The following is a 13,093-nucleotide window of genomic DNA, read 5'->3' as shown; positions in this document are numbered from 1 at the left end:
CTCTCACCTCGGTGTTCGAGTGCGTCGGTCGACCCATCCAACATCAGAACGGTCCCGGGCGGCCGGGTTCAGGTGGTGCGCAGCCAGGCCGTGGTGTCCGGGGGAAGGAGGCCGTCGTCGTCCAGGGGCCCGGAGGCGAGGAGCAGGTCTCCGTGGGTGGCGGGGAGGGCGAGCGACCGGTGGGAGAGGTTGACGGCGCACAGGAGGCGGTGGCCGCGGGCGAACAGGAGTGTGCCGTCGGGGCTGTCGAGCCAGTGGATGTCCTTGCCGTCGAAGCCCGGTTCGGTGCGGCGCAGGCGCAGGGCGTCCCGGTAGAGGTGGAGCATGGAGGTGGGGTCGGCCCGATTGGCCTCGGCGGTACGGGACTTCCAGTCCTCGGGCTGGGGCAGCCAGGGGGTGGAGCCGGGCGGGCCGAAGCCGAAGGGCGGGGTGTCGCCGCTCCAGGGCAGGGGGACCCGGCAGCCGTCGCGGCCCCGGGCCGTGTGGCCGGAGCGTTCCCAGGTCGGGTCCTGGAGGACCTCGTCGGGGAGGTCCTCGACTTCGGGGAGGCCGAGTTCCTCGCCCTGGTAGATGTAGGCGCCGCCGGGCAGGGCCAGCATGAGCAGGGCCGCGGCGCGGGCCCGGCGGGTGCCGAGAGCGAGGTCGGTGGGCTGGGCGTGGTCGCGCAGTGCGGTGGTCACGCCGGTGCGGGCGCGGCCGTAGCGGGTGAGGTGGCGGGTCTCGTCGTGGTTGGACAGGACCCAGGTGGCGGGGGCGCCGACGGTGGCGAGGTCGCTGATCGTGCGGTCGATGACCTCGCGCAACCGGCCTGCTTCCAAGGGGCACTTGAGGAAGTCGAAGTTGAAGGCCGTGTGGAGTTCGTCCGGGCGGACGTAGCGAGCCAGGCGGCCGGGGCGGACATGGGCCTCGGCGACGAAGACGCGCGGGTCGGCGTAACTGTCGGCGACGGCACGGAACTCGCGGAAGATGGCGTGGACGCCGTCGCGGTCCCAGTGCGGGTGGTTCTCCTGGCCTTCGTGGGCGATGACGCGGAACTCCGGCAGGCCGAGGTCGGGTAGGTCGGGGTCCTTGGCCATGCCGTGGGCGACGTCGATGCGGAAGCCGTCGACGCCGAGGTCGAACCAGAAGCGCAGGATCGACGCGAACTCGGCGCGGACCTCGGGGTTGTCCCAGTTCAGGTCGGGCTGTTCGGGGGCGAACAGGTGCAGGTACCACTGGCCGTCGCCGGTGCGGGTCCAGGCGGGGCCGCCGAAGGCCGCGTGCCAGTCGTTCGGGGGCAGTGAACCGTCCTCGCCCTTGCCCTCGCGGAAGACATACCGCTCCCGCTCGGGTGATCCGGGGCCGGCCGCCAGCGCCTCCTGGAACCAGATGTGCTGGTCGGAGGTGTGGTTGGGGACGACGTCCAGGATGACGCGCAGGCCGAGTCCGTGGGCCTCGGCGATGAGGTGCCGGGCTTCGTCGAGGGTGCCGTAGGAGGGGTCGATGTCCCGGTGGTCGGAGACGTCGTAGCCGCCGTCGACCAGGGGTGACGGGTACCAGGGGTTGATCCAGATCGCGTCGACACCGAGGTCGGCCAGGTAGGGCAGGCGGGAGCGGAGGCCGGCGAGGTCGCCGCAGCCGTCGCCGTCGCCGTCGGCGAAGCTGCGTATGTAGACCTGGTAGATCACGGCGGAACGCCACCAGGGGGCGGGTGTTGTGCTCATGGTGGTGTCAGCCCTTGACGGCGCCGCTGGTGAGGCCGCGGACGAAGTACCGCTGGAGGAGCAGGAAGATCCCGAGCGGTACGAGCATGGAGAACAGGCCGCCCGCCGTGACGAGTTCCCAGCCGTTGCCCTGCTGGGACAGCAGGTTGTTGACCGCCATGGTGATCGGCTGCTTGTCGCCGGGGCCCACGAAGACCAGGGCGACCAGGAGGTCGTTCCACACCCAGAGGAACTGGAAGATCGCGAAGGAGGCCAGCGCCGGGGCCGACATGGGCAGGATCAGCCGGTAGAAGGTCTGGAAGTGGCTCGCGCCGTCGATCTTGGCGGACTCGATGACGTCCCGGGGCAGGGTCGACATGTAGTTGCGCAGCAGGTAGACGGCGAGCGACATGCCGAAGCCGATGTGCGCGAGCCAGGCGGCCGGGAAGGTCCCGTTGAGGTGCACGGAGGCGTACAGCTTGATGATCGGGACGAACGCGACGTAGTTCGGCACGACCAGCAGGCTCACGATGACGATGAACAGCGTGTCGCGGCCCTTGAACGTCATGAAGGTGAAGGCGTACGCGGCGAAGGCGGCGATGAGCAGCGGCAGGAACACCGCGGGGAGGGTGATGGCCACGCTGTTGAGGAACGCCGAGCCCAGGTCGGCCTGTTCGATGGCCCTGGAGTAGTTGCCGCCGGTGAGGTGGGTGAAGCCGCCGGGGTGGGCGAACAGGGTCCACCAGCCGCTGGAGTTGGCGTCGTCGAGGCTGCGGAAGGACGTGAGGACCACCCCGAGGGTGGGTACGGTCCACAGGGCGCACACCAGGAGCACGCTCAGCTTGGTCGGCAGCCGGCGCCCGCCCCTTCCCCTCCTGGGGGATGCCTGGGTGCGGCTCGGTCGCACCGTCGGGGAGACCTTCTGCGTTGTCTGCGTGGTCATGCCGACTCCTCCGCCCTGAAGTGGCGAATCTGGTAGATCATGATCGGCACGATGGCGATGAGCAGCATGACGACGATCGCCGACGCGTAGCCGTAGTTGTAGTTCGTGTAGAGCTGGTTGAAGAACTCCAGGCCCACGACGTTGGTGTTGAAGGACCCGTTGGTCATCACGTAGACCACGTCGAAGACCTTCATCACGGTGATGAGGACCGTGACGAACACGGTGATGATCGTTCCGCGGATCTGCGGGATGATGATCCGCCAGAAGAGCCGTCCCTCGCCCGCACCGTCCAGGCGGGCCGCCTCCAGGGTCTCCTGCGGGACGCCCTTGATCGCGGCGGACAGCAGCACCATGGCGAAGCCGGCCTGTCCCCACAGCAGCATCAGCATGAGCAGCATGCTGTTGGCGTGCAGGCCGCTCTGCTGGAGCCAGGGCACGGGGTCGTGGCCGAAGGCGGTGACGATGCCGTTCAGGAGGCCGGTCTGGTCGGTGCCGGCGGGCTGGGTGGCGTACATGAAGCGCCAGACGGTCGCCGAGCCCACGGCGCTGATGGCCATGGGCAGGAAGACGATGGTCTTGGCCGCCTTCTCCGCCGAGGAGGTCAGGCGGTCGGCGAGTACGGCGACGAACAGGCCCACCACGATGCAGGCGGCGGGGACGAGGGCGATCCACAGCAGCGAGTTGAGCAGGGTCTGCCGAAAGGCCGGGGTGCCGAGGAGGCCGGTGAAGTTGTCCAGTCCGACGAAGCGGCTGCCGTCGCTGCTCTTGAGGCTGTCCAGGACGGTGACGACCGTGGGGTAGACCAGGTAGACGCCGATCGCCGCGACGGCCGGCGCGATGTAGAGGTAGGGCTTGATCCGGTCTTCCCAGCGTCCCGGGAGGACTTCGGCGAGTTTGTTGAGCACCCAGTAGACGGCCAGGGCGGCGGCGATGCCGGCCAGCACCGTGAGCGCCGTCGAGAGTACTTGGCTGACCACGTCGGTTCCTTCCTCGAACACGTGGGGTATCGGGCCGGGCGGTGGGCCGCCGGGAGCGCGTCCCGGCGGCCCGCCGTGCGTGATCAGCTGGCGGGCCAGCTGGCGTCGATGTTCTTCAGGGCGGTGTCCAGCGACTCCTCGCCCGAGATCCAGGCCGTCATGTCCTTCCAGAAGGTGCCGGTGCCGACCGCCGTGGGCATCGCGTCGGAGCCGTCGAAGACGAAGCCCGTGGAGTCGTAGGCGACCTTGGCGACCGACTGGGTCGTCTTGAGCGGGTAGGCCGAGAGCGGGAAGTCCTTGTGCGGGGAGATGAAGGACGAGCCGTTGCCCGCGGCGGTGGTGCCGAGGTCGGTGGCCGCGAGCAGCTTCATGACCGTGCGGGCGGCCGGGCTGTCCTGGTAGATGGAGGCGGTGTCGCCGCCGCCCTCGACGGGGTTCTCACCGCCCGCGATGGCCGCCGGCAGGCCGAAGACGCCGACCTCGGAGTCCAGGTTCTTCTGGACCGTCTTCGGGAAGAAGCCGGTGATGAAGCTGCCCTGCTGGTACATGTAGCAGCCGGGCGTGCTCTTGAACATCGCGTTGCCGGCCGTGCCGAAGGCGTTGCTGGCGATGGCCTTGCGGCCGCCGAGCACGTTGCCGTTGGTGAAGGCGATCTTCTCGAACTCGGCGGCGGCCTTGCGGACCAGCGGCGAGTCGAACTTGACCTTGTGCGACACCCATTCGTTGTACTTGTCGACGCCGCCGTACTTCATGACCAGGTTCTCCAGCCAGTCCGTGGCGGGCCAGCCGGTCGCCGTGCCGGACTCGATACCCAGACACCACGGGGTGTTCCCGTCGGCCTTGATCTTCGCCGTGAGGGTGTTGAGCTCGTCGAGGGAGGTCGGCACGGTGTAACCGGCCTTCTCGAACGCCTTCTTCGGATAGAAGACCAGGCCCTTGACGTTCATGCTGACCATCAGGCCGTAGGTCTTGCCGTTGACCTTGGCGACGTCCAGCGTGCCCGCCGTCATGCTCGTCTTCAGCGAGGCGAGGTCGAGGACGTCGTCCAGCGGGGTGATCTTGCCCTTGCCCGCGAGGTCCTTGATGATGCCCGGCTGCGGCAGCAGGGCGATGTCCGGCGCGTCGCCCGCCTGCACCTTCTGCACGAGCAGCTGGTTGATGTTGTCGACCCGGCGCCACTGGACGGTGATGCCCTTGGCCTTGGCCTCGGGCGCCAGCTTGGCCTTCAGACCGTCGATGATCGGCTGGTCCATGCCGGTCCAGATCGTGATGGTCTTCTTGTCGCTCGCGCTGCTGCCGGAACCGGACGAGCAGCCGGTGGCGAGCAGTGCGAGCGCGCTGAGCGCACTGACACCCACAACCAGTTTCCGTGTGGACATGCGTTCCTCCTTGGCGGGTGCGCCGGCGGGCGGGGAGCCGCCGTCACGCACCTGAGGTGACCTGGTCTGCCGGGGCGGGTCTTGCACCAGGCCACCGCGGCGGGTTACTAATTCGGGTTAGTGGCCGAAAGCTAGCCGCCCCCTGTTTCTGGCGTCAAGGACTTGTTACGAGGGAGTTATCCGTGGATGACCACGTGTGTCCGCGGGGCCTGTCCGGCTCAGGCCCGTCCGGCGCCGCCCGCGGGCGGCGCCGTCGAAGCGCGCAGCACGAGCGGGCAGTGCACCAGGGTGCGCCCGGCCTGCAGGGCGGGCCCGCCCTCGGACAGGCCCTCGGCGGCCAGCCGCCCCATCACGTCGTAGGGCAGTCGTACGGTGCTCAGCGCCGGATGGATCTCCGCCGCGAGCTGGAACTGGTCGTCGTACCCCAAGACCGAGATGTCCTCGGGCACCCGGATCCCCGCCTCCAGAAGCGCCAGGAGTGCGCCGAACGCCATCCGGTCGTTGCCGCACATGATCGCGGTCGGCCTGGGGCCGCGCTTCAGCAGTTTCCGCGCCAGCTCGTAGCCGGAGTCCGCGTGGTAGTTCCCGGGCAGCACGGTGTGCCCACCGGGGTCGCGCCCGGCACCGCGCAGCGCCTCACGGAATCCGCGCAGTCGGGCCTTGGTGGCCCAGGCGCTGACCGTACCGGTGAGGTAGGCGATGTCCCGGTGGCCGAGGTCGAGCAGCGCCTGGGTGGCCTCCCGGCCGCCGCGCACCTCGTCCGGCAGGATCGACGGGACGGGGTCCCCCGGCACGAAACAGTTCAGCAGGACCGTCGGGACCCGTTCGGCACCCTCCGGGAGCGTCACCGACCTGGTGCCGGCCCCGGCGAGGATCAGGGCGTCCACCTGCCGGTCGAGGAGGTCGCCGACCAGCTGTGCGGCCTGGCGGTTCGAACCGCCGGTGTTGACCAGGAGCAGCAGGTTGCCGTGGCGTATCGACGCCTCGTGCGCACCCTTGATCGCGGCGGCCGCGAACACACCGAAGTCGACGTCGTGGCTGACGAAGCCGATGGTCGAACTGCGTCCCTGCCGCAGCCCCTGCGCGGCCCGGTTGGGGCGGTAGTCGAGTTCGGCGACCGCCTGGAGAACCCGCTGCCGGGTCTCGTCGCTGATCGTCTGTCCGGCCGTCCGGTTCAGGACGAAGGAGACGGTCGCCGGGGAGACACCGGCCAGCCGCGCGACATCGGTCCGGCGGGCCCGTCTGCCGTTCGAAGGGTGATCTTCATGGGTTGACACGCGGCAAGAGTACGAGATGGCTGCGCATCCGAGAGCCGGTCACGACACCCGTGCATCTCATGCGTTTGATCACACTTTCACCCGTTAGAGGAAAGGCGCGACCTTGTCCACACACCGCACCGACCCCCATCGCCCCGCCGTGCACCTGCGTCCGCCCCGGGGCTGGATCAACGACCCCAACGGACTGGTCTTCCACGACGGCCACTACCACGTCTTCTTCCAGCACAACCCGCACGGCACCCGCCACGAGAACGTCCACTGGGGCCACTTCCGCAGCCCCGACCTGGTCCACTGGCAGCTCCTCCCGCTCGCCCTCACCCCCACTCCCGGCGGGTACGACGCCGACGGCTGCTTCTCCGGCAACGCGGTCGGCGACGGCGAACGCCTCGTGGCCTTCTACTCCGCGCACCGCGCCGACCGCTGGTGGCAGCCGATCGCCGCCGCGGACTCCCTTGACGGCGGCCTGAGTTGGACCAAGCGTCCGGAGCTGGTCGTCCCCGAGCCGCCGAGCGGCAGCACGATGTGGCGCGACCCCTATGTGTGGCGGCAGGACGGCGGCTGGCGGATGCTGGTCGGCGCCGCCCTGGCGGACGGCCGGGGCGCGGCCTTCCTGTACACGTCGGACGACCTGGAGCAGTGGACGTACCAGGGCCCCTTCCTGACCAGCGAACCCGAGGAGCGCTCCCGCCCCGACACCGGGTGGGAGTGCCCGCAGTACGCCGACTTCGGGGCGCTCGGCGGCGCGCTGATCGTCAGCGACTGGAGCCCGCAGGACGGCCCCCGCGGCACCCAGGTCCTCACCGGCCGGGACCGGTTCGCGGCACCCGTACCGCTGGACCACGGCCCCGACTTCTACGCCCCCGCCCTGCTGCCCGCCCCCGACGGCCGCCGGCTGCTGTGGGGTTGGGCCCGGGAAGCGCGGGACGCCGACTGGGCCGACGAGTCCGGCTGGGCCGGAGTCCTCACCGTCCCCCGCGAGTTGACCCTCACCGAGGACGGCACGCTCCGGCAGGAGCCCGCCCGCGAACTCCTCGCCCTGCGCGGCCCGCAGGCGGTGAAGTCCGCCGGCCTGAGCACCGCGGAGGACGGCCCGGCCGAGCTCGGCCCGGTCGGCCGCTGCTTCGACCTGACCGCCCGCCTGGCAGTGTCCGGAACCGGTGACGCGTCCTTGCGGCTGGTCACCTCCGCCGACGGCAGCGAACGTCTCGACATCCGGCTTGATGTGACGAACCATCAACTGGTCGTCGACCGCGGCCACGCCTCCCTGGACCCGCGGGCGCACGGCGGCTCGGCCACGATGCCTTGTCCTGCGGGGCCCATCGAACTGCGCCTGGTGGTCGACCACTCCATCGCCGAGCTGTACCTGTCCACCGGGCAGACCCTGACCCTGCGGTTCTACCCCACGGGCGACGCCCCTTGGCGCATCCAGGCCGGCGGGGATCTCGAATACGCCGTCGAGGCGTGGGAGTTGCTGCCGATGCCGGTGGACTCGACGGAGGGCGGCCAGGAGTGAGGGGGGCGGCCTTCTGGTGGGCCTACGAAGATTTTGCGATTCCGCGGGCACCCCATGAACCGGCCCCCACCTGCACGAACTCCCTTTTGTCCGGCTGCGCTTCCGGCCGGTAATCCCCAGTTCACCATCGTCCTCTTCCTCCTGGTCTACGCGCGTGGTGTCATGCCCACGCTCACCACCCCCCACGTGGGCATCAACCCGACTAGGAGTCACGCATGTTGTGGAAGGTCATCGGCCGCGCAGGTGTCGCCCTGGCGGCCGGCGCCGCCATGCTCGCCACCGCGTCCCCCGCGAACGCCGCGAGCTACTCAGCCTTCGCCTTCTCGCTGAGCAGCAGCGAGCCCACGATCTACGACTTCATCAACTCGGCCACCTCGTCGCTCGACATGACCATGTACGAGCTGGAGGACACCACGGCCGTCAACGACCTCGTCGCCCTGGAGAACAAGGGCGTCACCGTGCGGGTGGTTCTCGACCAGGCGCACAAGTCCGCCAACAACTCGGCGTACACCGCCCTGACCAACGCCGGTGTGGGGGTGGTGTGGTCGCCGTCGAGCTTCGTCTACACCCACCAGAAGACGATCACGGTGGACGCCACCAAGTCGCTGGTCCTGACCGGGAACCTGACCTCGCAGTACTACTCGACGGGGCGGGACTACGGTGTCTTCACCGACGACACCCGCGATGTCGCCGCGATCGAGAAGGTGTTCAACGCGGACTACGCCGGTACGTCGATCACTCCGACCGACGGCGACCATCTGCTCTGGTCGCCGACCGACTCCCGCAGTCGGCTGCTGACCGTCATCAACGCCGCCACCAAGACGCTCGACGTCGAGGAGCTGGAGTTCAGTGACAGCACGGTCGTCAACGCGATCGTGGCGCGGGCGAAGGCGGGGGTGACCGTGCGGGTGGTGCTGGAGAGTCCGTCCAGTTACTCCAGCCAGGTCTCGGCGGTCAAGGCGGCGGGTGGCACGGTCGTGGGGTACTCCGACCCGGACGGGTTCTACATCCACGCCAAGGCCATGGTCGCGGACTATGGGCTGTCCACGCAGGAAGTGGAGGCGGGGTCCATGAACATCAGCAGCAACTCGCTGTCCAACAACCGGGAGTTGGGGATCATTCTCACGGGGACGGGGGTGGCTCAGTCGGTGGCTACGACTATTGAGACGACCTTCAACAGCGACTATGCGGGTGGGACGGCCGCGTAGGTGATGTGTTCGGTGTGGTCCCGGACTGCGGTCACCGGCGATTTCCTGGGGCCGTCTGCCTGTTGTGAGCAGGTGGCCGCTTGCTCCCAGGAGGGTTGGCTCGGACTCGATGCGGCGGGTGGCGGCCAGGACGATCTCGCGGCGTTCGGGATCGTCCAGCCAGTTCTCGATCCCGCCCATCAGCCAGGCCAGGCCCTCCAGGCCGTACTCGCCCTCTACGGTGAGGCCCGCGTCTGTGAACTCGGCCGGTACCTCGGCAGGTTGGGCGAAGTAGGCGACCGTGAACAGGTCGCCCCCGCCGTCGTGGCGGCCGGTGGTGCTCGCCGCGTCCGTGCGGGCTCGCTGGGGCGGGTCGAAGTAGCGTTCCTCGCGGAGCAGGTCGTGCAGGCCCGCGTAGCGGTTGATGGTGGCCGCGATCACGGGCCCGCCCGGCTTCACCACCCGGCGTTCTTCTGCCAACGCCCGTACGCGGTCGGTCCGTTCGGGTAGGTGGTACAGCGGGCCGAGCAGTAGTACCGCGTCGTAGGAGGCGTCCGCGTCCGGGAGGGAGCGGGCGTCACCGGGCCTCGCCGTCACGCCGGGGAGGCGTGACGCCTGTTCGACGTGGAGTGGTACGGGGTCGACGAGTTCGACCTCGTAGCCGTCCTCCGCCAGCCACTGCGCGTGCACGCCGCTGCCGCCGCCGACGTCCAGTACGCGGGCGGGGGCCGGGGGCAGGACGCGTCGTAGTACGTCCTGGGTGCGCCAGAACTCCAGGCGGCCTGCAGGTGCGCCGCCCTCTCTGAGGCGGGCGTCCTCCTTGCCGCGGGCGTAGTAGCCGAGAATCTGCTCATGGACGGCCGGGCTCTGTGTGCGTGTCGTCTCGGTCATCGCTCAAGGCTGCTGATCCGTCAGCGTTCCGTGCAACGGGTTATGTGCGGCGTGGGGCCACCAGCCCCGACTCGTAGGCGAAGACAACCAGTTGGGCCCGGTCCCGGGCCCCTAGCTTCGTCATCGCGCGGCTGATGTGGGTCTTGGCCGTGAAGGGGCTGATGACCATGTGCGCGGCGATCTCCTCGTTGGTGAGGCCGTGGGCGGCCAGGGCCGTCACCTCGCGTTCGCGGCGGGTGAGGCAGTCCAGGCCCGGGGGCGTGGCCCGGTCCGGCGGGCGGGCGACGAACTCGCCGATCAGGGTGCGGGTGACCGACGGGGAGAGCAGAGCCTGGCCGCGGGCCACGACCTCGATGGCCTGGAGGAGGTCGGCCGGTTCGGTGTCCTTCAGCAGGAAGCCGCTCGCGCCGGCACGGAGGGCCTCGAAGACGTACTCGTCCAGGCCGTAGTTGGTGAGGATCACGACCCGGACGGTGGACAGGGCGGGGTCGGCGGCGATCCGGCGGGTCGCCTCGATGCCCGTCATGACCGGCATCTGTACGTCGATCAGCGCGATGTCGGGGACGTGTGCGCGGACGAGGGCCAGGCCCAGTTCGCCGTTGGCCGCCTCACCGACCACCTCGATGCCGTCCTCGGCCTCCAGCAACGCCCGGAACCCGGCCCGCATCAGCGCCTGGTCGTCGACGAGGGCGACCCTGATCATCCCGCCTCCCCCAGCGGCAGCGACGCCCGTACCGCGAAGCCGCCCTCCTTCCGTGGGGCCGCGTGCAAGGTGCCGCCGAGGGCCGTGACGCGTTCGCGCATACCGGTGAGGCCTGCGCCCGGGGTGGTCGGGCTGGTCGGGTCGGCGGTGCCGTCGTCCTCCACGCGGATCGTCAAGTCGGCGTCTGCGTAGGCGAGTTCGACGCTGACCTTGGCGGGGCCCGCGTGCCGGGCCGCGTTGGTGAGGGCCTCCTGGACGATGCGGTACACCGCCCGGTCGACCGTGGCGGCCAGTGGGCGTTCGTCGCCGGTCACCGTGAGGTCGACGGAGAGGCCCGCCGCGCAGGCCCGCTCCACCAGCAGCGCGGGCGTGCCGGTCGGTTCGTCGCCGCGCAGCAGCTCCAGGGTGGACCGCAGTTCGCGCATCGCCTCGCCGCTCGCGTCCTGGATGGCGAGCAGCGCGGGCGGTATCTCCTCACCGCGCTTACGGGCGAGGTGTACGGCGACGCCCGCCTGGAGCTTGACGATGGAGATGCTGTGGGTGAGGGAGTCGTGCAACTCGCGGGCTATGCGCAGGCGTTCCTCGCCCGCGCGGCGCAGCGCCGCCTCCTCCCGGGTCCGCTCCGCCTCCAGCGCACGCTGCTCCGTCTGGCGCAGGTACGCCTGCCAGTTGCGGTCGGCGAGACCCGTGACCAGCGCGCACAGGAACCAGCCCATGAGCAGCACGGTCCGCTCGACCACCTCCTGGGTCGTCGGCCCGGTGGTGATGAACGCGGCCAGGAACACCCCGCTCGCCGCGGCCGCCCAGCCCCGGTGTCCCACGCGGGCCGCCGTGTGCACGGCGGCGAAGACGGGCAGGGCGGAGACCGGGCCCGGGTGGGCGTGCAGCACGTACGCCGAGCCGCTCGCGGTGGCGACGGCCAGCACGGCCCGCGGCGCCGCGCGGTAGAAGGCGAGCGCGGCCGAACCGAGCGCGATGAGCGCGTAGTCGACCGGTCTCGTGTCCGCGTCGAAGGCGGCCGTGGTCACGACGAGGGCGCCGACGACGACCGCGAGGGCCGCGTCGGCGAGCCGCCTGCCTGTCACGAAATGCCCGCTCATGCACGCACAGTAGACGCCCGCACCGACAACGGCGTCAGACCTGTGGACGGCTCCCCGACTACTCCCCACGCAGTACTGGACGGCCCCCGCAGACTCCTCGTCGTACTGCCGACAACCTCCATGCGTACGACGACCGGACCCACCCCGGCCACGCATGCTCGACTCATGTCCACACCCTTCCGTCACACCCAGCCTCCGTCGCCCAAGTCGGCCACCGGCCGCGTCGCCCAGGTCTACGAGCAGATCTCCGTCGACTTCGGCATCGACCGGCCGCCCACCTTCGTAGTGCTGTCCTCCGCCCCCGAACTCCTCGCGCCCGCCTGGGCGTTGATGCGCGAGTCACTCATCGCCGGCCCCGGCAGCCGTACCGGCAAGGAGCTCGCGGCGCTCGGGGTGTCGCTCGCCAACCGGTGTCCGTTCTGCGTGGACGCGCACACCGTGCTGCTGCACGCGACCGGCGAGCACGCCCTCGCCGAGCAGCTGGCCCGCGAGGAGGACCCGGCGAGCGCGGAGCACGAGCGTCTGCTCGACTGGGGCCTCGCCACCCGGGTGCCGGGCGCCGACCTGCGGCCGTACCCCTTCCCGGACGAGCACGCGCCCGCCTATCTGGGCACCGCCCTCGCCTTCCACTTCATCAACCGCGTCGTCTCCGCGCTGCTCACCGAGCAACTGCTGCCGGGCGGTCTCCAGCGGTTCCGTGCGGTACGCAGCATCGCGGGCCGCGCGCTGGCCCGGACCGTGCGCCGCAGCCCCGAGCCCGGCGCGGCGCTGGCCCTGCTGGACGCCCCCGGCGCCGGTCCGGAGTGGGCCGCCGGTACCCCCGTCGGCCCCGCCTACGCCGCCCTGCGCACGGCCGCCCGGGCGGGCGCCGGCCTGCTCGACGCCGACGACCTGGCCCTCGTACACACGACTCTGCGGGACTGGGACGGCGAGCACCCGTCGGCCGTCCTGCGCGGGTTCCCACGGCGGCACGACCGGCCGGGGGCGCGTCTCGCGCTGCTGGCCGCGCTGGCGCCGTACCGCATCACGGACGAGGACGTGGCTGCCTGGCGACGGCCCGAGCACACCGACCACTGCCTGGTCCACCTCGTCGCCTACGGCGCCTTCGCGGCCGTGGACCGCATCGAGAGCGCGTTCGCCCTGCCCGCCGTCCAGGAGACGTCATGAGCGCGACGACCGCGAGCCCGGCGGGCCACGACGTCCTCCTGCACGACGCGCTGATCGCGGCGCGCGGCCATGTCGTCGGCGCCGACGTCCCGGCGCCGCTGCTGCGCCGCGCCCGCGAGCGCACCGCGTCCGAAAAGCGAAGGAATGTCGCGTACGTAGAGGCGGATGTCGAGGTATATCCGTTTCCGCCCGCCGGGTTCGACGCGTTCGTGTGCCCGCGGGCGGCCGCGCTGAGGGGTTGTCAGTCGTGAGGGCTCAGTGACCGCACAGGCAC

11 protein-coding genes and 1 pseudogene are annotated in these 13,093 nt (G+C 70.5%); 4 read left to right on the top strand and 8 right to left on the bottom strand.

Annotation, left to right across the window (positions count from 1 at the left end; all coding sequences use genetic code 11):
- Positions 1 to 68: 68 nt before the first annotated feature.
- From ACQEWB_RS40285 to ACQEWB_RS40265, 5 genes are all read right to left on the bottom strand, one after another.
- Positions 69 to 1,703: a glycoside hydrolase family 13 protein gene (locus tag ACQEWB_RS40285; RefSeq protein ID WP_432840208.1), complete on the bottom strand. Its 1,635-nt coding sequence runs from the start codon at positions 1,701 to 1,703 to the stop codon at positions 69 to 71.
- A gap of 7 nt (positions 1,704 to 1,710) precedes the next feature.
- Positions 1,711 to 2,625, bottom strand: a complete 915-nt coding sequence (locus ACQEWB_RS40280) for a carbohydrate ABC transporter permease (RefSeq protein ID WP_432840206.1) — start codon at positions 2,623 to 2,625, stop codon at positions 1,711 to 1,713.
- Complete coding sequence (locus tag ACQEWB_RS40275; RefSeq protein ID WP_432840204.1) at positions 2,622 to 3,602, bottom strand: carbohydrate ABC transporter permease; 981 nt, start codon at positions 3,600 to 3,602, stop codon at positions 2,622 to 2,624. The genes ACQEWB_RS40280 and ACQEWB_RS40275 overlap by 4 nt, the downstream gene beginning before the upstream one ends.
- Positions 3,603 to 3,685: 83 nt before the next feature.
- Positions 3,686 to 4,981, bottom strand: coding sequence for an ABC transporter substrate-binding protein (locus ACQEWB_RS40270; RefSeq protein ID WP_432840202.1), 1,296 nt, complete (start codon positions 4,979 to 4,981; stop codon positions 3,686 to 3,688).
- Positions 4,982 to 5,199: 218 nt separating this feature from the next.
- On the bottom strand, positions 5,200 to 6,258 hold the full coding sequence (locus ACQEWB_RS40265; RefSeq protein WP_432840200.1) for a LacI family DNA-binding transcriptional regulator: 1,059 nt from the start codon (positions 6,256 to 6,258) through the stop codon (positions 5,200 to 5,202).
- A 103-nt stretch (positions 6,259 to 6,361) separates the two neighbouring features.
- Here ACQEWB_RS40265 and ACQEWB_RS40260 point away from each other — a divergent pair, with 103 nt between their 5' ends.
- Positions 6,362 to 7,771, top strand: coding sequence for a glycoside hydrolase family 32 protein (locus ACQEWB_RS40260; protein ID WP_432840198.1), 1,410 nt, complete (start codon positions 6,362 to 6,364; stop codon positions 7,769 to 7,771).
- Positions 7,772 to 7,986: 215 nt separating this feature from the next.
- Entirely contained in the window at positions 7,987 to 8,979 is a 993-nt protein-coding gene (locus ACQEWB_RS40255) for a phospholipase D-like domain-containing protein (RefSeq protein ID WP_432840196.1), read from the top strand.
- Between the two features lie 51 nt (positions 8,980 to 9,030).
- On the opposite strand, the pseudogene ACQEWB_RS40250 reads toward ACQEWB_RS40255, so the two are convergent.
- The 3 genes and pseudogenes from ACQEWB_RS40250 to ACQEWB_RS40240 all read right to left on the bottom strand — a co-directional run.
- A pseudogene (locus ACQEWB_RS40250) lies at positions 9,031 to 9,849 on the bottom strand (class I SAM-dependent methyltransferase); the annotation flags it as partial.
- A gap of 40 nt (positions 9,850 to 9,889) precedes the next feature.
- Entirely contained in the window at positions 9,890 to 10,552 is a 663-nt protein-coding gene (locus ACQEWB_RS40245; protein WP_432840172.1) for a response regulator, read from the bottom strand.
- Complete coding sequence (locus ACQEWB_RS40240) at positions 10,549 to 11,652, bottom strand: sensor histidine kinase (RefSeq protein ID WP_432840170.1); 1,104 nt, start codon at positions 11,650 to 11,652, stop codon at positions 10,549 to 10,551. Before ACQEWB_RS40240 ends, ACQEWB_RS40245 begins: the two co-directional genes overlap by 4 nt.
- A gap of 165 nt (positions 11,653 to 11,817) precedes the next feature.
- Here ACQEWB_RS40240 and ACQEWB_RS40235 point away from each other — a divergent pair, with 165 nt between their 5' ends.
- Positions 11,818 to 12,819, top strand: coding sequence for a carboxymuconolactone decarboxylase family protein (locus tag ACQEWB_RS40235; RefSeq protein WP_432840168.1), 1,002 nt, complete (start codon positions 11,818 to 11,820; stop codon positions 12,817 to 12,819).
- A complete protein-coding gene (locus ACQEWB_RS40230) occupies positions 12,816 to 13,070 on the top strand; it encodes a class I SAM-dependent methyltransferase (protein ID WP_432840166.1) in 255 nt (84 codons plus the stop codon). Before ACQEWB_RS40235 ends, ACQEWB_RS40230 begins: the two co-directional genes overlap by 4 nt.
- Positions 13,071 to 13,093: the final 23 nt, after the last annotated feature.

This window comes from Streptomyces sp. CA-249302 (genome assembly GCF_050936785.1).
GTDB lineage: Bacteria > Actinomycetota > Actinomycetes > Streptomycetales > Streptomycetaceae > Streptomyces.
Note: the sequence above shows the minus strand (reverse complement) of the source record. Positions and strands in the feature narration are given on the sequence as shown.

Excerpts from the sequence above, each read along its gene's own strand:
- ACQEWB_RS40285 (WP_432840208.1), bottom strand. The coding sequence starts at position 1,703 with ATGAGCACAACACCCGCCCCCTGGTGGCGTTCCGCCGTGATCTACCAG.
- ACQEWB_RS40280 (WP_432840206.1), bottom strand. The coding sequence starts at position 2,625 with ATGACCACGCAGACAACGCAGAAGGTCTCCCCGACGGTGCGACCGAGC.
- ACQEWB_RS40270 (WP_432840202.1), bottom strand. The coding sequence starts at position 4,981 with ATGTCCACACGGAAACTGGTTGTGGGTGTCAGTGCGCTCAGCGCGCTC.
- ACQEWB_RS40255 (WP_432840196.1), top strand. The coding sequence starts at position 7,987 with ATGTTGTGGAAGGTCATCGGCCGCGCAGGTGTCGCCCTGGCGGCCGGC.
- ACQEWB_RS40245 (WP_432840172.1), bottom strand. The coding sequence starts at position 10,552 with ATGATCAGGGTCGCCCTCGTCGACGACCAGGCGCTGATGCGGGCCGGG.
- ACQEWB_RS40240 (WP_432840170.1), bottom strand. The coding sequence starts at position 11,652 with ATGAGCGGGCATTTCGTGACAGGCAGGCGGCTCGCCGACGCGGCCCTC.
- ACQEWB_RS40235 (WP_432840168.1), top strand. The coding sequence starts at position 11,818 with ATGTCCACACCCTTCCGTCACACCCAGCCTCCGTCGCCCAAGTCGGCC.
- ACQEWB_RS40230 (WP_432840166.1), top strand. The coding sequence starts at position 12,816 with ATGAGCGCGACGACCGCGAGCCCGGCGGGCCACGACGTCCTCCTGCAC.